At 54.3% G+C, this 19,720-nt stretch carries 17 protein-coding genes; 6 read left to right on the top strand and 11 right to left on the bottom strand.

All coding sequences use genetic code 11. From position 1 onward, the window contains the following. Positions 1–3: 3 nt before the first annotated feature. The 5 genes from secF to queA all read right to left on the bottom strand — a co-directional run bounded on the left by secF (position 4) and on the right by queA (position 5,519). On the bottom strand, positions 4–972 hold the full coding sequence (secF, locus tag JWF83_RS08040; RefSeq protein ID WP_413649661.1) for a protein translocase subunit SecF: 969 nt from the start codon (positions 970–972) through the stop codon (positions 4–6). Between the two features lie 10 nt (positions 973–982). Further along, complete coding sequence (secD, locus tag JWF83_RS08035; RefSeq protein WP_413649660.1) at positions 983–2,830, bottom strand: protein translocase subunit SecD; 1,848 nt, start codon at positions 2,828–2,830, stop codon at positions 983–985. Between the two features lie 27 nt (positions 2,831–2,857). Further along, the gene (gene yajC / locus JWF83_RS08030; RefSeq protein ID WP_052899247.1) at positions 2,858–3,190 is read right to left on the bottom strand and encodes a preprotein translocase subunit YajC; all 333 of its coding nucleotides are present in this window, start codon (positions 3,188–3,190) and stop codon (positions 2,858–2,860) included. Positions 3,191–3,214: 24 nt separating this feature from the next. Next, the gene (gene tgt / locus JWF83_RS08025) at positions 3,215–4,339 is read right to left on the bottom strand and encodes a tRNA guanosine(34) transglycosylase Tgt (protein WP_413649659.1); all 1,125 of its coding nucleotides are present in this window, start codon (positions 4,337–4,339) and stop codon (positions 3,215–3,217) included. A 109-nt stretch (positions 4,340–4,448) separates the two neighbouring features. Next, on the bottom strand, positions 4,449–5,519 hold the full coding sequence (gene queA / locus JWF83_RS08020; RefSeq protein ID WP_413649658.1) for a tRNA preQ1(34) S-adenosylmethionine ribosyltransferase-isomerase QueA: 1,071 nt from the start codon (positions 5,517–5,519) through the stop codon (positions 4,449–4,451). 245 nt (positions 5,520–5,764) lie between these two features. On the opposite strand from queA, the gene JWF83_RS08015 reads away from it, so the two are divergent. From JWF83_RS08015 to JWF83_RS07990, 6 genes are all read left to right on the top strand, one after another. After that, entirely contained in the window at positions 5,765–6,346 is a 582-nt protein-coding gene (locus JWF83_RS08015; RefSeq protein ID WP_413649755.1) for an ACP phosphodiesterase, read from the top strand. 196 nt (positions 6,347–6,542) lie between these two features. After that, positions 6,543–7,145: a peroxiredoxin C gene (locus JWF83_RS08010; protein WP_413649657.1), complete on the top strand. Its 603-nt coding sequence runs from the start codon at positions 6,543–6,545 to the stop codon at positions 7,143–7,145. A gap of 120 nt (positions 7,146–7,265) precedes the next feature. Continuing rightward, positions 7,266–8,255 (top strand): LacI family DNA-binding transcriptional regulator, encoded by a 990-nt coding sequence (locus tag JWF83_RS08005; protein WP_413649656.1) that lies wholly within the window; start codon positions 7,266–7,268, stop codon positions 8,253–8,255. A gap of 131 nt (positions 8,256–8,386) precedes the next feature. Beyond that, positions 8,387–9,196, top strand: a complete 810-nt coding sequence (locus tag JWF83_RS08000) for an inositol monophosphatase family protein (RefSeq protein WP_413649655.1) — start codon at positions 8,387–8,389, stop codon at positions 9,194–9,196. A gap of 138 nt (positions 9,197–9,334) precedes the next feature. Beyond that, positions 9,335–10,696, top strand: a complete 1,362-nt coding sequence (locus JWF83_RS07995) for an MFS transporter (RefSeq protein ID WP_413649654.1) — start codon at positions 9,335–9,337, stop codon at positions 10,694–10,696. 38 nt (positions 10,697–10,734) lie between these two features. Then, entirely contained in the window at positions 10,735–12,021 is a 1,287-nt protein-coding gene (locus JWF83_RS07990; protein WP_413649653.1) for a histidine-type phosphatase, read from the top strand. Positions 12,022–12,058: 37 nt separating this feature from the next. Here JWF83_RS07990 and proY read toward each other — a convergent pair whose 3' ends face one another. From proY to phoB, 6 genes are all read right to left on the bottom strand, one after another. Next, positions 12,059–13,417, bottom strand: coding sequence for a proline-specific permease ProY (gene proY, locus JWF83_RS07985; RefSeq protein WP_413649652.1), 1,359 nt, complete (start codon positions 13,415–13,417; stop codon positions 12,059–12,061). Positions 13,418–13,485: 68 nt separating this feature from the next. After that, complete coding sequence (gene brnQ, locus JWF83_RS07980) at positions 13,486–14,808, bottom strand: branched-chain amino acid transport system II carrier protein (protein ID WP_413649651.1); 1,323 nt, start codon at positions 14,806–14,808, stop codon at positions 13,486–13,488. A 406-nt stretch (positions 14,809–15,214) separates the two neighbouring features. Continuing rightward, the gene (locus JWF83_RS07975; protein WP_413649650.1) at positions 15,215–16,318 is read right to left on the bottom strand and encodes a cobalamin-independent methionine synthase II family protein; all 1,104 of its coding nucleotides are present in this window, start codon (positions 16,316–16,318) and stop codon (positions 15,215–15,217) included. Between the two features lie 193 nt (positions 16,319–16,511). Continuing rightward, on the bottom strand, positions 16,512–17,444 hold the full coding sequence (locus JWF83_RS07970) for a PstS family phosphate ABC transporter substrate-binding protein (RefSeq protein ID WP_413649649.1): 933 nt from the start codon (positions 17,442–17,444) through the stop codon (positions 16,512–16,514). 19 nt (positions 17,445–17,463) lie between these two features. After that, a complete protein-coding gene (gene phoR, locus JWF83_RS07965) occupies positions 17,464–18,777 on the bottom strand; it encodes a phosphate regulon sensor histidine kinase PhoR (RefSeq protein ID WP_413649648.1) in 1,314 nt (437 codons plus the stop codon). Between the two features lie 14 nt (positions 18,778–18,791). Beyond that, on the bottom strand, positions 18,792–19,481 hold the full coding sequence (gene phoB / locus JWF83_RS07960) for a phosphate response regulator transcription factor PhoB (protein ID WP_413649647.1): 690 nt from the start codon (positions 19,479–19,481) through the stop codon (positions 18,792–18,794). Between the last annotated feature and the right edge of the window lie 239 nt (positions 19,482–19,720).

Raw genomic sequence — 19,720 nt, 5'->3', positions numbered from 1 at the left:
ACATCAAGGCAAAATCGACGGCTGATCCGCACCCTCTTTTTCCACTTTCTGCTGCAGCATGTGCTCACGCTTCATGCCCAGTTTCAACGCCAGCGCCGAAGCGACGTAGATGGAAGAGACGGTACCGATAGAGACACCAATCAGCATGGTCAGCGCGAAGCCTTCCAGCAGTGCACCACCGAAAATAAACAGCATCAGCACAACCACCAGCGTAGTGGCAGAAGTCATGATGGTACGGCTCAGCGTCTGCGTCAGCGAGACGTTGATGATTTCGTAAGGCGTACCGCGACGGATCTTGCGGAAGTTCTCACGAATACGGTCCGAGACCACGATACTGTCGTTCAGCGAGTAGCCGATAACTGACATCAGGGAGGCAATAATTGTCAGGTCAATCTCGATATGGAACAGCGCGAGAATACCCATGGTGATGATAACGTCATGCGCCAGTGCCAGTACCGCACCCAGCGCCAGTCGCCACTCAAAGCGGAAACCAACGTAGATCAAAATTGCAATCAGTGCCGCCAGCAGCGCCATGCTGCCAGCCTGTGCCAGATCGCTACCGACACTTGGCCCGACAAACTCAATGCGTTTTACCGTCGCATTTTGTTGCGTCGACTGATTAACAATCGTCAACACCTTACTGCCCAACTCCTGGCCAGCATTGCCTTCGTGTGGCGACATACGCACCAGCACATCACGGCTGCTGCCGAAGTTCTGCACCTGAGGTTCAGTAAAACCAGCTTTCTGCAACGCCCCACGCAGGGCATCCAGTTCGGCAGGTTTTTCCAGGGTAATTTCAATGACGGTGCCGCCGGTAAAATCCAGCCCCCAGTTAAATCCGCGCACGCCCATAATGATCACTGACGCGATCAACAGCAGCCCGGAAATGGTGAAGGCCAGTTTATCCCAGCGCATAAAGTCATGAACTTTACGCCCGTAGTTTAGTTGTTCAACGCTATAGTCCTGTGCCACAACGCACTCCTCAAATAGACAGCTTGTTGATGCGTTTGCCGCCGTACAACAAGTTGACGATGGCACGCGTACCGACGATGGCAGTGAACATTGAGGTCACCACGCCAATGGCGGTAGTGATCGCAAAGCCTTTAATCGAACCGGTACCCACAGCGTACAGAATGATGGCGGTAATCAGCGTGGTTACGTTAGCATCGATGATACTGGAGAACGCGCCTTTATAGCCTTCATGGATAGATTGCTGAATGGAGCGACCATTCTTCATCTCTTCCTTAATACGTTCATTAATCAGTACGTTAGCATCGACCGCCACCGCCAGCGTCAGCACGATACCGGCAATACCCGGCATGGTGAGCGTCGCACCCGGCAACAACGACATAATCCCGACAATCAGCACCAGGTTGGCAATCAGCGCGGAAGTCGCGATCACACCGAACTTACGGTAGTACACCACCATAAACACGATAGAGGCCACCAGCCCCCACAAGCAGGCTTCCAGACCCTGAGTAATGTTCTGTGCGCCCATGGTTGGACCAATGGTGCGCTCCTCAACGATCTGAATCGGCGCAATCAACGCACCGGCACGTAGCAGCAACGACAGTTGGCGTGCTTCGTTCGGATTGCTAATACCGGTAATCCGGAAGCTGTTACCCAGACGAGACTGGATATTGGCCACGTTAATGACCTCTTCCTGTTTCTCCAGGATCGCACGGCCGTTGGCGTCTTTCTTACCGCTGTCTTTGTACTCAACAAACAGCGTAGCCATTGGCTTACCGATATTGTCCTTGGTGAAGTTGGACATAATGTTACCGCCCGCGCCATCCAGTGAAATATTCACCTGCGGTTGGTTGTACTCATCGGTACTGGAGGTGGAATCGGTAATATGATCGCCGGTAAGAATCACACGTTTGTACATGACCACGGGCTGATCATCACGGGTGTTTTTCACTTCCGAATCGCCCGGCACACGGCCACTGGCCGCAGCAGACTGATCCACACTGGTATTAACCAGACGGAATTCCAGTGTAGCGGTCGCACCGAGGATCTCTTTCGCCCGCGCTGTATCCTGAATACCCGGCAGTTCAACCACGATACGGTCAGAACCCTGACGCTGAACCAGCGGTTCGGCGACGCCCAGTTGGTTAACACGGTTACGCAAAATAGTGATGTTCTGCTGCACCGCATACTCACGGGCTTCACGCAGACGCTCGTCGCTCATTACCGCGCGCAGGGCATTGCTGCCACTGCTGTTGATCACCAGATCGCGATGGCGGCCGGTTAAGTAGCTCACCGCATCGTCACGAGTCGCGGCGTCACGGAAACGCACTTCAACACCGTAGTTATCAATTTTACGCACATTGGTGTAAGCAATAGATTTGTCGCGCAGGTCACTACGCAGACTATCGGTATTCTGCTCTTGCAGTTTACCCAGCGCGGTATCCATGTCGACTTCCATCAGGAAGTGAACGCCGCCACGCAGGTCGAGACCGAGTTTCATCGGCTCTGCCGCCAGCATACTCAGCCACGCTGGCGTTGCTGGCGCGAGGTTGAGTGCGACAACGTAATTCTCGCCAAGAACCTTCATAATCGCTTCACGGGCGCGCAGCTGCACATCCGTATTAGCAAAGCGTGCCAGAATGGCACCATTTTCCAGCGCAATGGATTTGCTCTGGATATTGTCCTGTTTTAGTGCTTCCTGGATCTGACCCAGCGTTTGCTCACTGGCGGCGCCACCGCGCGCACCAGTGATCTGAACAGCCGGATCCTCACCATAGAGGTTGGGAAGTGCGTACAACAGACCGACGAGTATCACGACGATCAGCATGATGTACTTCCACAAAGGATAACGGTTTAACACGGCAGTTCCCTTAGGGAAAAACAAAAATTACAGCGCCTTCATCGTACCTTTCGGCAGAACGGCAGCCACGAAATCACGTTTGACCACAACTTCCGTCGTATCATTCAGCGCAATCGCTACATAACCGGTTTCAGCAACTTTGGTCACGCGACCAACCAGACCACCGGTGGTCAGCACTTCATCACCTTTGGCGATGGAATCCATCAACTTCTTGTGCTCTTTCGCACGCTTTTGCTGCGGACGCAGGATCATGAAGTAGAAAATCAGACCAAACACCACCAGCATGATGACCAGAGAATAAGGACTTCCCTGAGACGGCGCGCCAGCCGCAGCTACTGCGTCAGAAATGAAAAAGCTCATTAAATTTCCCTCATTGTTTAATTATCAGACGGTTAAAGGCGGAACTGCCTTCCCCTTCCGTTCATAGAACTCGGTAACAAAGCGCTCTAATTTACCCTCTTCGATAGCCTGGCGTAAACCCGCCATCAAACGCTGGTAATAGCGCAGGTTATGAATGGTATTCAGACGTGCGCCCAATATTTCGTTACAACGGTCAAGATGATGCAAGTAGGCACGGCTGTAATTGCGACAGGTGTAACAATCACATTCGGCATCCAGCGTGGTGGTGTCATCTTTATACTTCGCATTACGGATTTTCACTATGCCATCGGTGACAAACAGATGACCGTTACGCGCATTCCGCGTTGGCATCACGCAGTCGAACATATCAACGCCGCGACGAACGCCTTCCACCAAATCTTCTGGTTTGCCGACGCCCATCAGGTAGCGTGGTTTGTCTTGCGGGATCTGCGGACAAACATGCTCCAGAATACGGTGCATGTCCTCTTTCGGCTCACCGACCGCCAGGCCGCCCACAGCGTACCCATCAAAGCCGATCTCTACCAGTCCTTTGACAGAGACATCACGTAAATCTTCGTAAACACTGCCCTGAATAATGCCGAACAACGCGTTCTTATTGCCAAGGGAGTCAAACCGGTCACGACTACGTTGCGCCCAGCGCAGCGACATTTCCATCGAGCGTTTAGCATAATCCCAGTCAGCCGGGTATGGCGTACATTCATCGAAGATCATCACGATATCGGAACCGAGATCGTACTGAATCTCCATCGACTTTTCCGGATCGAGGAAAATAGGATCGCCATTGATTGGGTTGCGGAAATGCACACCGGCTTCAGTGATCTTGCGGATATCGCCAAGGCTGAACACCTGGAAGCCGCCGGAGTCGGTCAGGATCGGTCCTTTCCACTGCATAAAGTCATGCAGATCGCCATGCAGCTTCATAATCTCCTGACCCGGACGCAGCCACAGGTGGAAGGTATTGCCGAGAATAATCTGCGCGCCGGTATCCTGCACTTCTTCCGGCGTCATGCCTTTTACCGTACCGTAGGTACCGACTGGCATAAAAGCAGGCGTCTCAACGACACCGCGATCAAACACCAGACGGCCACGGCGCGCGCGCCCGTCGGTAGTATCAAGTTCAAACTTCACATAGCCTCCATCAGAGAAACAGTCTGATGTATTAGATAAAAGCAGCGCCAGTTAAACCGGACGTCTGCACGTGATATCAGGGATCAGACCAGGCTGAACCCTGCAAAATTTAGTTGCCGACCACTTCGCTGACCGCCTGCGGATTACGGCTGATAAACATCGCATCGCCATAACTAAAGAAACGGTACTGTTCTGCCACCGCCTGCTGATAGGCATGCATGGTATGGCGGTAACCGGCAAAGGCGGAAACCAGCATAATCAACGTCGACTCTGGCAGATGGAAATTGGTCACCAGCGCATCAATCACCTGGTAGTGATAACCCGGGTAGATAAAAATTTTGGTGTCATCGAAGAACGGGGCAATCAGCGCATCCTGTGCCGCCTGCGCTGCGCTTTCCAGCGAACGCACGGAAGTGGTTCCGACTGCCACCACGCGATTACCGCGCGCTTTACAGGCCAGCACCGCATCCACCACCTCTTGCGGCACCTCGGCGTACTCGGCATGCATAATATGGTCTTCGATGGTCTCCACCCGCACCGGCTGGAAGGTGCCAGCGCCGACATGCAGGGTGACAAATGCCATTTCAACGCCCTTCTCCCGCAGCGCCGCCAGTAGCGGTTCGTCAAAATGCAGCCCGGCGGTTGGTGCGGCTACCGCTCCCGGACGCTGACTGTAGACGGTCTGATACAGCTCGCGATCCGCATCCTCATCGGGGCGATCGATATACGGCGGCAGCGGCATATGGCCGATGGCGTTGAGGATATCCAGTACCGCCCGCGGATCGTCAAATTCAATCTCAAACAGCGCATCGTGACGCGCCACCATGGTGGCGTTAACGCTTTCGTCTTCACCCAGCAGCAGTGCTGCGCCCGGCTTCGGCGCTTTGGAGGCACGCACATGGGCCAGTACGCGCTTATCGTCCAGCATCCGCTCAACCAGCACTTCAATTTTGCCGCCGCTGGCCTTGCGTCCGAAGATACGCGCCGGGATCACCCGGGTGTTATTGAACACCAGCAGATCGCCCGCATTGAGTTTGCCCAGTAAATCGGTGAAGACACCATGCGTCAGTTCACCGCTCGGCCCGTCAAGGGAGAGCAAACGACAACCGCTGCGCTGTGGCTGCGGGTAATGGGCAATCAAAGATTCAGGTAACTCAAAAGAAAAATCGGCAACGCGCATGGTAAACATCTTCAGGAGTGAAACAGGCGGCATAGTCTAGCCGAAAAGCCCTGAATTCTAAACAACTGCGTGGGGCCAGCGGCAGGCGCGCTTGCGGGAGCCATAAATGGCGCCCCTGCGGCGCTTGCAGGTATTCTGCCGTAATCAGGGTATTTATGCCGTCCTGGCCAATGGTTTGCGCCATCGTAATGGCGGTATTCAGGCCGCCGATACCAATAATTTGCCAAATGGTTATACTGGCGACCATGAACTTCCTTGCTCACCTCCACCTGGCCTCACTGGCCGACAGTTCGCTACTGGGTAACCTGATGGCGGATTTCGTGCGCGGCAATCCCTATAACGACTGGCCGGCCGCGGTCGCTGACGGTATTTCGCTGCATCGCCGTATTGATGTGATGACCGATTCGCTACCCGAGGTGCGTGCTGCGCGGCAATTTTTCCGCGCCGAAACCTACCGCGTGGCGCCCATTACCCTCGATGTTATTTGGGATCATTTCCTCGCGCGCCACTGGCAGCAGGTGCAGCCGGAAATTTCCTTGCCAGCTTTTTTGGCTCAGGCGCAATCTGTGATCCAGCCCGAATTAGCCTCCACACCGGAACGGTTCCAGAATCTTAACCGCTACTTATGGACCGACCGCTGGATGGAGAAGTACGCGGATGCGCAATACTTAGAAAATGTATTGCATGGGATGGCGGCCCGCCGTCCGCGGCTGGCGGCGCTTAGCGATTCCTGGCAGGATTTCATCACGCATTATCATCAATTTGCCACACTGTTCTGGCAGTTTTATCCGCGCATGATGGCGCAAGCGGCCGCGCGGCAACTGTAAGCCAGCCAGACAACACGTCATACTTGCCCTTTTGACAAAAAGGGTTATTGTATGAGCACATCTTGATGTTTTTTGATTTTTCGATAGGTGCAGCCTATCCGATTAATCGGTGTTATGCACTGGTTCCCAATGGCACCAGGCATCTATACTTGCTGGCGTCTCATCACATTAACCTCACACTTTTACAGGAGTGAACATGGTCCTGGTAACTCGTCAAGCCCCTGATTTTACTGCAGCAGCTGTTCTGGGCAGCGGTGAAATCGTAGAAAACTTCAACTTTAAAAAACACACCGCTGGTAAAGCCACCGTTGTGTTCTTTTGGCCAATGGACTTCACCTTTGTATGCCCGTCTGAGCTGATTGCTTTTGACAAGCGTTACGAAGAGTTCCAGAAGCGTGGAGTAGAAGTTGTTGGTGTTTCCTTCGATTCAGAGTTCGTGCATAACGCATGGCGTAAAACTCCGATTGAAAATGGCGGCATCGGCGAAGTTAAATACGCGATGGTTGCTGACGTTAAGCGCGAAATTCAGAAAGCTTACGGCATCGAACATCCGGACGCAGGCGTTGCGCTGCGTGGTTCGTTCCTGATCGACAAAAACGGCGTGGTTCGTCACCAGGTGGTGAACGATCTGCCACTGGGTCGTAACATCGACGAAATGATTCGTATGGTTGACGCACTGCAGTTCCACGAAGAGCACGGTGAAGTTTGTCCGGCGCAGTGGGAAAAAGGCAAAGAAGGTATGGGCGCATCGCCAGAAGGCGTCGCTAAATACCTGTCTGAAAACGCTATCAATCTGTAATTCAGGTCGGTTGCAAAAAAGCTCGCTGCGGCGGGCTTTTTTTTTGTCTGCGATCCACACCGGTATGACAATAGCGCATGCTGAGTTAAGATTTGCAGCAGTCAATCTCAGGAGAGCGTCATGGCGGTGGATAAAACTTGGGTCACTGCGGCCGATGTGGCACGCCATGCCGGGGTCTCACGCTCCGCGGTTTCGCGTACCTTCACGGCGGGCGCCTCGGTTTCTGAGCCAACGCGTCAGCGGGTGCTGGCTGCCGCCAGTGAGTTGGGTTATCAGGTTAATATTATTGCCCGCACCATGATCACCGGCAGCAGTAACTTTATCGGTATTGTTACCGCCGGCTTTGATAATCCGTTTCGCAGCAAGCTGCTGGCGCCGCTGGTGCATCACCTGGCACTACAGGGCTTTATGCCGCTGTTGATGAACGCCGACGATCCACAGCAGCTGGAGCCTTCGCTGCGCCAGCTGTTAAGTTACCACGTGGCAGGCGTGATCCTCACCTCCGGCGCCCCGCCGCTGTCCCTTGCGGAAGAGTACCTGGCGAAAAAAATTCCGGTCACGCTGATTAACCGCCATGCCGCGCTGGTCGGCGCCGATCGCGTCAGCAGCGATAATGCCCAGGGCGCACAGCTGGCGGCAACGCATCTGCGGGCGCAGGCGGCGAAAAACATCGCCTTTATCGGTGAAAATGCAGCGAACTTCAGTACCCGGCAGCGTTATGAAGCATTTTGTAGCGCCCTGCCCGACCAGCATATTGAGACGCTTTTCTGCCCGCTGGGCGGTTACCAGGCTGGCTGGGATGCCGCGGCGACACTCCTGCTGAAGCAGCCGCAACTTGATGCGTTTTTCTGCGCCACCGATATGCTGGCGATGGGGGTTATTGATTATCTGCGCGCGCAACAGATCCCGCCGGGTATGATTAAAGTGATGGGATTCGACGATATTCCGCAGGCGGCGTTTGGCGCCTACCAGCTGACCACTCTGGCACAGGATACCGACCAGCTGGCAAGCCATGCGGTTGATTTACTGATCAAACGCATCGAAGACTTTTCCCGCCCGGGGGTACAAAAAACCATCCCGGTGAAACTGATTGTCCGTCAGTCCGCCTGAATGAAAGATCTGTTTTATGCGGTAGCGATCACGGAATATTATTTTCACTACCACCATTATCTCTTCCAGTTACGCCTTTGTGCGTTTTTTTAGCTCCCTTAATGCACACGTGTGCAAACAATGAGGTCAATATGGAATCCCTTACGCCACTTGAGATCGACGCGCGCTACCACTTCGCTTGTGAAGTGGCCCAGGCGGCGGCTAATCGTGCTTATGGCTTTTATCAGCAACGTAATCAGCTGGAGGTCGAACATAAAGGTCATGACCTGCAGGATGTGGTCAGCATCGCCGACCGCACGGTGGAAGAACTGGCGCGCAGTATGATTGCCGGGCGCTTTCCCGCCGATGATTTTCTCGGTGAGGAGAGCGGCGGCGGCAATGAACACGCCCGCTGTACCTGGGTGGTCGATCCGATTGATGGCACCAGCTGCTTTCTTAATGGCCTGCATAACTGGTGTGTATCCATCGGCGTGATTGTCGATGGCGAACCGGTGATCGGGGTGGTTTATGACCCGAACCATCGCGAGCTGTTTCGCGCCCGCGCCGGCCAGGGCGCTTTTGTTAATGATGCTCCGATGCGGGTGCATGCCGGTGAAAATGTCCGCGCCGGGGTAATGGGCGTCGGCACCTCGCATCGCGTTACGCCGGAAACGTTTGTACCGTTTATCAGCGCGCTGTTGCATGACGGCGGCATGTTTATTCGTAACGGCTCCGGTGCCCTGATGACCGCATGGGTGGCCGCCGGACGTCTGATTGGCTATTACGAGCCGCATATGAACGCCTGGGACAGCCTGCCAGGGATCGTGCTGGTGCGTGAAGCCGGCGGCGTCACCAATGATTTCCTCGCTAACCACGGTCTGCTTAACGGCAATCCGGTGCTGATGGCCAGTAAAACGCTTTACCCACAATTAACCGCAATGATCAGCCAAAAAATAACCTAATCATCAATACGGATACGCTTTCAATCTGATTATGTACTCTACAGACTAATAATATTCAGCCAGATAAAAAACCGTTCAGGGATACGAACAACATAATTCAGAAAGAGCCTGCCTCCGTGCTCAACGGGAGTTAACACTATGTCTGCAATATTGAGTTTCTTTAAAGCGGCCCGGCCTGTCGCGGCTGAAGGCCATTTCAATGCAAAGAAGTTTACTTTTTTGCGCTGGCAGACCTTTCTGGCAATGACGGTGGCTTATGTCACCTTCTATGTCTGCCGTCTGTCATTTACCGTCGCTAAAAGTGCGCTGGTCGATTTAGGTATTTCCCCCACCGAACTGGGGATGATCGGTTCGGCGCTATTTTTTAGCTATGCCATTGGTAAGCTGGTCAACGGTTTTCTTGCCGATCACGCTAACGTGGTGCGTTTTATGAGTCTCGGTTTACTGATCAGCGCCGGGATGAACTTTATGATGGGCACCACCACCAATGCGCTATTGCTTACCCTGTTCTGGGGCATCAATGGCTGGGCGCAATCAATGGGGGTTGGTCCCTGTGTGGTCTCGCTGGCGCGCTGGTACGGAAATAAAGAGCGCGGGACCTTTTATGGTATCTGGTCAACGGCGCATAATATCGGTGAAGCGGTGACCTATATGGTGATTGCCACAGTGATCGCCGGTTTTGGCTGGCATTTCGGCTACTTTACCACGGCCATGCTGGGTGTGGTCGGGATCGTGGTGATCCTGCTGTTTATGCAGGATTCGCCGCAAAGCGCAGGTTATCCACCGATTAGCGTGATTCGTAACGATCCGGTTGAGCCAACGGAGCGTGAAGGCTCCGTATTAAAAAATCAGCTGCTTTCGCTGCGTAATCCGGCGCTCTGGACGCTGGCGCTGGCCTCAGCCTTTATGTATATCGACCGTTATGCGGTTAACTCGTGGGGGATTTTCTTCCTGCAACAGGCCAAACAGTACAGTACGGTAGAGGCCTCCGGCATTATTGGGGTGAATGCGATCGCCGGGATTGTCGGCACCATCCTGGCCGGGATCCTTTCCGACCGCTTCTTCCCGCGCAATCGTAGCGTGATGGCCGGATTTATTAGCCTGTTAAATACCGCCGGTTTTGCCCTGATGATCTGGCTGCCGCGTAATTACTATACCGATATTATTGCCATGGTTATTTTCGGCGCCACTATCGGTGCCCTCACCTGTTTCCTTGGTGGCTTAATTGCCGTCGATATTTCATCGAAAAAGGCGGCCGGAGCGGCATTAGGCACCATTGGCATTGCCAGCTACGCCGGCGCCGGATTAGGCGAATTTATTACCGGGGTGATTATTGATAAAACCGCAGTGATCGACAGCGGCAAAACCTTATATAACTTTCACAGTCTGTCGATATTCTGGGTCAGCTGTGGCCTTATTTCCGCGCTGCTGTGCTTTATTACCGCCGCGATTGTCGCCCGTCGCCACCTGTTACAACAAAAAACGGTATTAATTCACTAACCGTCATTACCGCGATATTAACGATTAAGGAACGGATTATGTTAATAAAACAGACGGCATCGCTACGCCTGTTATTGACCAGCTTACTGGCATTACTGAGTTTCAGCGCCGGCGCGCAACCGCAATATATTCTGGAAAAAGTAGTGGAAATCAGTCGTCACGGCGTACGGCCGCCAACGCCATCCAATACCCAGGCCATGGCGGCCGGAACCGCGCGCCAGTGGCCGCAGTGGCTGACCGCAGAGGGTGAGCTGACCGGCCACGGCTACAGCGCTGCGGTCATCAAAGGACAGTATAACGGCAGCTACTATCGTCAATATGGCCTGCTGACCCGCGGCTGCCCGGAACCGGGCGCGCTATTTGTCTGGGCCAGTCCGCTGCAACGCACCCGGGCCACGGCGAAGGCGCTGACCGACGGCGCCTTTCCCGGCTGCGGCGTGGCAATCCACTCGCTGGCCACTGACAACGATCCGCTATTCCAAAGCGACCAGATGGGGCTGGCGAAACTGGATGCGGCCAAAGCCCGCGCCGGAATTCTGACCGCCATGGGTGGCAGCCTGTCGGCAGCTGAACAGCAACTGGCGCCAGAAGTCGCACGACTAAAGGAAGCCGTTTGCCAGCCTGCCAGCCCCTGCCCGGCGTTCGACAAACGCTGGCAGATTAAGCAGGAGGACGATGGCCGCTTTACCGTTTCCGGCCTCAGCACGCTGGCCAATATGGCCGAAACCTTCCGCCTGGCATGGAGTGAAAACCAGCCAAAGCCACAGGTGGCTTTTGGCCATGCGCGCTCGGCGGATGAAGTGGCAAAACTGATGCCGCTGCTGACGGCAAAATATGACTTTACCAGTGATGTACCTTATATCGCCCGGCGCGGCGGCTCGATGTTAATGGATCAAATCAGCAAGGCCCTGCAACAGGGCGTCACGCCACAGCGTGATGCGCCGCCGGACGTCCGCTGGTTGCTGTATGTGGCGCACGATACCAATATCTCTTACCTGCGCACGATGCTGAATTTCAGCTGGCAGCTCGGTAACTATCCGCGCGGCAATATTCCACCCGCCAGCAGTCTGGTGTTTGAACGCTGGCGTGACAGTCGCAGCCAGCAGCGGTTTATCCGCATCTATTTCCAGGCGCAAACGCTCGATCAGATCCGCGCATTGCAGACGATCGATCAGCAACATCCGCAGCTGAAACAGGAGTTAAGTGGCAAAGATTGTCAACTGACGGCGGTAGGTACGCTGTGCCCATACCCGAGCACCATCAGGCGGATAACGGCAAGTATTGATGGCAGTGCCGTCAGTAAAGTGAATTATAGCGGAGAGTAATAGCAGCTGGCCGGGCGTCTGCCCGGCCAGTAAGTGGTTACTGACGACTGAGACGCTGTTTAATCATATAGCCTGCCAGCAGCAGCACAATCCACACCATACCGACATACAGTGATACGCGGGTATCCGGGAAGTAACCAATCAGGCCGATAATAAACACCAGGAACGCCACACCGACCATGGCGGTAAAGGCGCCACCCGGCACGGCAAATTTCAGCGCCCGCGCTTCTTCAGCGCTCAGTTTGCGGCGGAAAGCGATCTGCGAGCAGAGGATCATAATCCAGACCCACACCGTGGCAAAGGTCGCCAGCGAGGCAATCACCAGGAACACTTTCTCCGGCATCAGGTAGTTAAGATAAACCGCCACCAGCATTGCCAGCATCATCACCAGCACCGTCACCCACGGAATGCCGCGCCGTGATACTTTCATAAACATCTTCGGCGCATGACCCTGCTCCGCCATGCCGTGCAGCATACGCCCGACGCCGAATACGTCGCTGTTAATCGCCGACAGTGAAGCGGTGATCACCACAAAATTCAGCAATGAGGCCGCCGCGGCAATCCCCAGATGCTGGAAAGTGAGAACGAACGGACTACCGGCGGTGCCCACCTGGTTCCACGGGTAGATCGACATAATTACAAACAGCGTGCCGACATAGAACACCAGGATACGCAGCGGTACTGAGTTAATTGCGCGGGGAATCGACTTCTCCGGCTCTTCAGCTTCACCGGCGGTAATACCGATAATCTCAATACCACCGTAAGCAAACATCACCATCTGCAGCGACAGCAACATACCGACAATACCATGGGCAAAAAAGCCGCCATTGCTCCACAGATTATGGATACCGGTCGGCTGACCGCCGTTGCCAATCCCCCAGATAATGATGCCAAAGCCGGCAAGGATCATAATAATGATGGTGGCAACTTTAAAGAACGAGAACCAGAACTCTACCTCGCCAAACACCCTGACGCTCAGCAGATTGATACCGCCAATAATCAGCACCACGCTTAGCACCCATATCCAGTGCGGCACGTCCGGGAACCAGACGCCCATATAAATACCAAAGGCGGTTACATCGGCAATGGCGACAATCAGAATTTCAAAACAGTAGGTCCAGCCGGTGATATAGCCCGCCAGCGGACCGAGATAATCCTGGGCATAGCGCGAAAACGAACTGGCCTGCGGATTGTTGACCGACATCTCTCCCAGCGCACGCATGATAATATAGGCCACTGCGCCGCCAATGATGTAGGCCAGTAGGACACTTGGCCCGGCCATTTTTATCGCGTCAGCGGAGCCGTAAAACAGCCCGGTACCAATAGCCGATCCCAAAGCCATAAACCGTATATGGCGTGTGCTCAGTCCGCGTTTGAGCTTGTTCGTTTCTTGCATAGCGACTTATCACCTGTGGAAATGAAAAAACCACGGGCAAGCCCGTGGTTATAAAACAACCTGCTGGATTACTGCTGGTGAGCAGTCACTTGCTGACGTCCCAGTAGCCGGTCATACAGCGCAACCAGAACCAGCATTGCCAGTGACGGCGGCAACCAGGCCAATCCCTGATCGGCCAGCGGCAGATGCTGACCCCAGACAGGCAAAATATCTTTAAAGTTGGTGGTTTTCGTCGCATCAATAATGCCGAATAGCAGGCTGACCAGCATGGTCGGCGCAATGATACGACTGCTTTTATGCCACCAGCTCAGAGTAAAGCTCAGTACCACCAGCACAATACAAGGCGGGTAGATGGCGGTCAGTACCGGAATCGAGATCTGAATCAGATGACTCAGCCCAAGGTTTGATACCAGCATCGAGAACAGACCGAGAATAAATACCAGCGTACGATAGGAGAGCGGCAGACACTGCGCGAAGAACTCGGCGCAGGCACAGGTCAGGCCAACCGCCGTGACCATACAGGCGACGAAAATCAGCGCCGCCAGGAACAGGCTGCCCATGTTGCCAAAGGTCTGCTGCACATAGGCGTGTAAAATCGCCGCGCCATTAGCATGCTGATCGACCAGCGCACCGCTGCCGGAGCCGAGTTTAAACAGACTGAGATAAACCAGCGTCAAACCCATACCGGCAATCAGACCAGCGAGTATGGTATAGCGCGTCAGCAGCCGATTATCGCTAACGCCGCGTGAACGCGCCGCATTGACGATAACAATACCGAACACCAGCGCCCCGAGGGTATCCATGGTCAGATAACCATTCACAAAACCGCTGGAGAAAGCAGCATACTGATACGCTTCGCTGGCCGGCGTAACGCCGCCCGCCGGCCACATCAGTGCGGCCAGCCCCAGTACCGTCAGCGCGACAATTTTCAGCGGCGCCAGAATATGGCCGACGGTGTCGAGCAGCTTACCCGGATAGAGGGAGATAGCCATCACCAGCACAAAGTAGACCACGCTGTAGATAAATAGCGGCAACGGGCCTTCACCGGTAATCGGCGCGATACCGACTTCAAACGAAACCGTTGCGGTTCGTGGCGTGGCAAACAACGGCCCCACCGCCAGATAGCAGACGGTAGCCAGTAGCAGACCGGCGGCTTTGCCGATTGGCGAGCTCAGCGCGTCAATACCGCCGCCAACCCGTGCCAGCGCAATTACGGTGATCACCGGTAAACCCACCGCGGTGATCAGGAAGCCCAGAGCCGCAACCCAGACGTGTTCCCCGGACTGAATTCCCACCATCGGGGGGAAAATAATATTGCCCGCGCCGACAAACAGGGCGAAGGTCATGAAACCCAGCGCGAGGATATCTTTTGGAGCTAAACGATGTGTCATAAAGCCGAATTGCCTGTAACTGATGTTGCGTGAAAGTTGTGTTTAAACGTTGCGAATCCGACAGCACGCTAAAAATTATCAATAGTTCAGACAACTACAGAGCAATATGCTTACTGATGGCCTGACGTGCAGGTGATTTGAGCTGATTTTCTTCTGTTCACAGGGGATGAATCGACAACGGCGCTAAGTAGAACTTTTATAGCGGGTAAAGGCAATACGGGATCGAAAAAGCAGAGTGATATATCGGATAAATCATTTAAAGCAGTGCATCACTTCAGAATATAACAAAAGCGCATTACATGATTTGTATTTTTTCTGCACAGCGTGAGGTTAAATTGGTCATTAATCGGTTTTTAATGCACAAAAGGCGCGTATAAACGCGCCTGTCTGCACAACTTTACGCCAGCTACCAGAGCTTTTTCGCGATATCAACCACCAGCCGCAACTTCGCCCACTGCTGCTCTTCCGTCAGGCTGTTGCCCTCTTCGGTTGAGGCGAAACCACACTGTGGACTCAGGCAAATCTGGCTCAGATCGACAAACTTCGTCGCTTCAGTAATACGCTGCTGCACAGTTTCCGCCTGCTCCAGCTCACCGTTTTTGGTGGTGATCAGTCCCAGTACCACCTGCTGATTGCCCGGCCGGATAAAACGCAACGGCTCAAAGCCACCGGAACGTTCGTTGTCATATTCAAGGAAGAAGGCGTCGACATTCACCGTGCCAAACAGAATTTCGGCTACCGGCTCGTAGCCCCCTTCCGAGATCCAGGTGGAACGGAAGTTACCCCGGCACACATGCAGACCAATGGTTAAATCGTCCGGTTTCCCTTCAATCGCCTGATTCAGCACCCGGGCATAAATACGCGCCAGCTCCTGTGGATCTTCCCCGCGTTCGCGGATCTGACGTTTCTGATCGTCGGAACACAGATATGCCCAGACGGTATCATCCAGCTGCAGATAGCGACAGCCTGCCGCGTAAAAGGCTTTAATCGCGTCGCGATAAGTCTGCGCCAGGTCGTCAAAATAGGCATCCAGCTGTGGATAAACACTGGCATCAATCGCTTTGCGACCGCCCCGGAAATGCAACACGCTCGGGCTGGGAATGGTCATTTTCGCTACCGCGTCGCCACTGACACTCTGCAGGTAGCGGAAATCTGCCAGCATCGGATGTTCGCCGAACCCCAGCTTGCCGATCACCCGAATGCCATGGGCTTTGGTCTGGACGCCGTTAAACTGAATGCCCTGCTCAGACTCATAACGCTCAACCCCCTGCAGGCCGTCGAAAAAGTCAAAGTGCCACCATGCGCGGCGAAACTCGCCGTCGGTTACCACCGGTAAACCACAGGCGCGTTGCTGGCTGACCACATGGCGAATGGCTTCATCTTCAATCTGACGCAAGGCAGTGGCATCAATTTTTCCTGCGGCAAACTGTTCGCGCGCCTGTTTAATCGCTGCCGGACGCAGGAAACTGCCAACAATATCGGCACGGAATGGCGCGGTGGTTCTTTGCATGTTAATAAACTCCTGGCTTATGCGCGCGGCGCATAATTTACCTGTGAAATAGTTACTCTTGGTTATTCTCAGACTTCTGGATGTCTATATGTCTGAAAGCAGAGTGACATGAGCATTCTTCAGGTGCAACAGAGGATATTTCATCGGTGATGAATAAAATTCATCATGGCGGTGCGGGCGGCATCAATCCGCCCTACAGAGGGGAGCCATTGATTAACGCCTGCGCCTGATGCAGCTGCGTATCCGAAAGCGGTAAATAGCCCGCGCGCTTCACCAGCTCCTGCCCCTGCGCGGAAATGGCCTGTAGCAGAAAAGCACGGGTCAGTGGTTCCAGCGGCTTACCCGGCGCCTTATTAACGTAGATATACAGCGGACGACTGTACGGATAACTACCGTTACGAATATTTTCGGTGCTCGGACTCACCGCCGCCGCGCCATCACGCGCAATGGCCAGCGTTTTTACCCCGCTAATATGAAAACCGATACTGGCGTAACCAATACCGTTAAGCGTGGCGGCAACTGCCTGCACCACCGCCGCCGAGCCGGGATACTCACTGACATCACGGCGAAAATCACCGCCGCACAACGCCTGCTGTTTAAAAAAACCCCAGGTGCCGGAAGCGGAGTTACGGCCAAAACGTTGCAGCGCGCGCTGCTGCCACAGTGCAGATTTCAGTTGCAGATCGCCCCATTTTTCCGGCACCGTCGTCGCGCCACAGCGACGCGTCGCTGAAAACACCGCGTCCAGCTGCTGACTGTCGATCGCCGTTAGCGGATTGTCCTGATTCACCATCACCACCAGCGCATCCATCGCGACCGGTATCGCCAGCGGCGCATAGCCATACTTATCAGCAAACAACTGACGTTCTCCGGCCTGCATCGGACGGCTCATCGCCCCCAGTTGCGCGGCGCCAGCCGCCAGCGCGGTAGGTGCAGTAGAAGAACCGGCCGCCTGAATCTGCACATTAACGCCGGGATACTGACGATTAAAATTCTCGCCCCACAGCGCCATTAAATTCCCCAGCGTATCAGAGCCGACACTGGTGAGATTTCCCGCCAGCATCCCCTCTTTTGCCGTCGCCGTCGCAGACAGCAGCAGTAGCGCCATCAGAATCAGTTGTTTCATGCTTTGCGCCTGTTAATGGTCAACGCGTAGCATTCTCCGGCAATTCCGCATGAACAATCAACCGTGGCGCCAGCGTAAAACTGAAGCAGGTCTGAATATCCGGAATACTGGTAATATCCAGCCGCGAATTATGGTGGCTTAACGCATGCTTGACGATCGCCAGCCCGAGGCCACTGCCGCCGGTGGAGCGGGAGCGCGCCTTATCCACGCGATAAAAACGCTCGGTAAGACGTGGGATATGCTCAGCGGCAATACCCGGCCCGTTATCTTTTACCGCAAAGTGCGCGCCGGTTTTATCGCGTAACCAGCTGATATCAATCCGGGTGCCGGATGGCGTATGGTTCACCGCGTTATACACCAGGTTAGAGATGGCGCTGCGCAGTTGATCATCGTTGCCAAACACCTGCAGATGCGGATCGGTATGAAAATGAATTTCATGACGTCCGTTACTCAGGGTTTCCGCTTCGCGCTGTACCAGCCGTAACATCATCGGCACATCGACTTTCTCCTGCAGATCAATCGCCGGAGCTGCCTCGATACGTGACAGAGTCAGTAGCTGTTTTACCAGACTGTCCATCCGTCGCGTCTGTTCCTGCATGGTGTGCAGCGCTTTGTTACGCGAGGGACCTTCCAACACCGCATCATTCATCATCTCCAGATAGCCCTGCAGCACGGTTAGCGGCGTGCGCAGCTCATGGCTGACGTTGGCGAAAAAGTTTCGCCGCGCCCCTTCCAGCTGATGCTTCTGGGTGACGTCACGCGCCACCAGCAACCACTGACCTTCGCTGTAAGGCATTACGCGGAACTCTAAATGACGATGATTATTCAGCACCAGGGTTAACGGCCGGGCAAAGTCGCGCTGACGCAGATAACGGGAAAACTCCGGATAACGCAGCAGGTTCAGGATATTTTGGCCATTATCTTCCGGCCAGCGCAGCCCGAGGTGTTGCTGCGCCAACCCGTTACACCAGAAAATATTGCCCTCTTCGGTGGTCAGCACTACCGCATCCGGCAACGATTCGGCGCCGCTGCGAAAACGTTTGATCAGGTTACCCAGCTCGCGCCGACGACGACGGTTACGCAGTTGCATTTGATAGAGGCCATAGAACAATGGCTCCCAGCTGGCGTGACCGGCAGGCGGCGTCATGGTGCGGTCGACCCACAGCCAGTGCGACAGGCGCAGTAAATTATAGAAGTGCCAGCCGAGCACGCCGAGCACTGACACTAACAGCCACCACGGCAAATAGCCGAACAGCAGACCCAGTATCAGTGCCGGCAGACAGGCCAGCAATAGTTCCAGCAGCAATCTCTTCCAGGAGAGGCGTTCCAGCACGGTTCAGACTCCGATCAAAAACGAGCGGAGAAACGATACCCCGTTCCGCGCACCGTTTGCACCATACGATCGTGGCCGGTGACTTCCAGCGCCTTACGCAAACGGCGGATGTGAACATCGACAGTGCGATCTTCAACATAAACATTGGTACCCCAGACGTGATTCAGCAGCTGTTCACGGCTGTAGACACGCTCAGGATGCGTCATAAAGAAATGCAGTAATTTATATTCGGTCGGCCCCATATCCAGCGGGGTGGTTTCAGCCATCACCCGGTGTGATGAGGGATCGAGGCTCAGCCCCTGCATCTCGATCACTTCTTCAACCGCCATTGGCGAGATACGGCGCATCACCGCTTTAATTCGCGCGACTAACTCTTTGGGCGAAAAAGGTTTGGTGATGTAATCATCCGCGCCCACTTCCAGCCCCCGCACCCGGTCTTCTTCTTCGCCGCGCGCGGTCAGCATCATCACCGGAATATCGCGCGTCATGGCTTCACGCTTCAGGTGTTTAATAAATTGAATGCCGCTGCCGCCTGGCAGCATCCAGTCAAGAAGGATCAGATCTGGCCACGGTTCGATCAGTAAATTTATCGCACTGTCATAATCTTCCGCTTCTATCGGTTGATAGTCATTTTGCTCAAGGACGAAACACAACATCTCACGAATTGGGGCTTCATCTTCGACTACCAGAATGCGCTTAGCCATTATTGCTCCTGCTGATGTGACCGGTTTGTCACTGGGGTTCGCGGCGCCATTATGCGTCAGTTTTATGACAGTTTTATGAAAAAAGCACGCCCCGGAATCCGGTTTGTCACACTTTTGTGAAACCAGATTTGGCAATTGCTCACCCGCTTTTCGGCCACTCTGTTTATAATCGCCCTCTCAGGTTACCGTTTGTATCCTGAATCATGTGAATTGCAGTATCACCGATATGCAGGGAGTTC

Source organism: Pantoea sp. B65 (assembly GCF_047308185.1).
Taxonomy (GTDB): Bacteria; Pseudomonadota; Gammaproteobacteria; order Enterobacterales; family Enterobacteriaceae; genus Erwinia.
Note: the sequence above shows the minus strand (reverse complement) of the source record. Positions and strands in the feature narration are given on the sequence as shown.

What these genes read in the sequence shown, in the direction of transcription:
- phoB (WP_413649647.1), bottom strand. Translation starts at nt 19,481, where the DNA reads ATGGCTAAGCGCATTCTGGTAGTCGAAGATGAAGCCCCAATTCGTGAG.
- JWF83_RS07990 (WP_413649653.1), top strand. Translation starts at nt 10,735, where the DNA reads ATGTTAATAAAACAGACGGCATCGCTACGCCTGTTATTGACCAGCTTA.
- brnQ (WP_413649651.1), bottom strand. Translation starts at nt 14,808, where the DNA reads ATGACACATCGTTTAGCTCCAAAAGATATCCTCGCGCTGGGTTTCATG.
- JWF83_RS08015 (WP_413649755.1), top strand. Translation starts at nt 5,765, where the DNA reads ATGAACTTCCTTGCTCACCTCCACCTGGCCTCACTGGCCGACAGTTCG.
- JWF83_RS07970 (WP_413649649.1), bottom strand. Translation starts at nt 17,444, where the DNA reads ATGAAACAACTGATTCTGATGGCGCTACTGCTGCTGTCTGCGACGGCG.
- JWF83_RS08010 (WP_413649657.1), top strand. Translation starts at nt 6,543, where the DNA reads ATGGTCCTGGTAACTCGTCAAGCCCCTGATTTTACTGCAGCAGCTGTT.
- proY (WP_413649652.1), bottom strand. Translation starts at nt 13,417, where the DNA reads ATGCAAGAAACGAACAAGCTCAAACGCGGACTGAGCACACGCCATATA.
- yajC (WP_052899247.1), bottom strand. Translation starts at nt 3,190, where the DNA reads ATGAGCTTTTTCATTTCTGACGCAGTAGCTGCGGCTGGCGCGCCGTCT.
- JWF83_RS08005 (WP_413649656.1), top strand. Translation starts at nt 7,266, where the DNA reads ATGGCGGTGGATAAAACTTGGGTCACTGCGGCCGATGTGGCACGCCAT.
- queA (WP_413649658.1), bottom strand. Translation starts at nt 5,519, where the DNA reads ATGCGCGTTGCCGATTTTTCTTTTGAGTTACCTGAATCTTTGATTGCC.
- JWF83_RS08000 (WP_413649655.1), top strand. Translation starts at nt 8,387, where the DNA reads ATGGAATCCCTTACGCCACTTGAGATCGACGCGCGCTACCACTTCGCT.
- JWF83_RS07975 (WP_413649650.1), bottom strand. Translation starts at nt 16,318, where the DNA reads ATGCAAAGAACCACCGCGCCATTCCGTGCCGATATTGTTGGCAGTTTC.
- JWF83_RS07995 (WP_413649654.1), top strand. Translation starts at nt 9,335, where the DNA reads ATGTCTGCAATATTGAGTTTCTTTAAAGCGGCCCGGCCTGTCGCGGCT.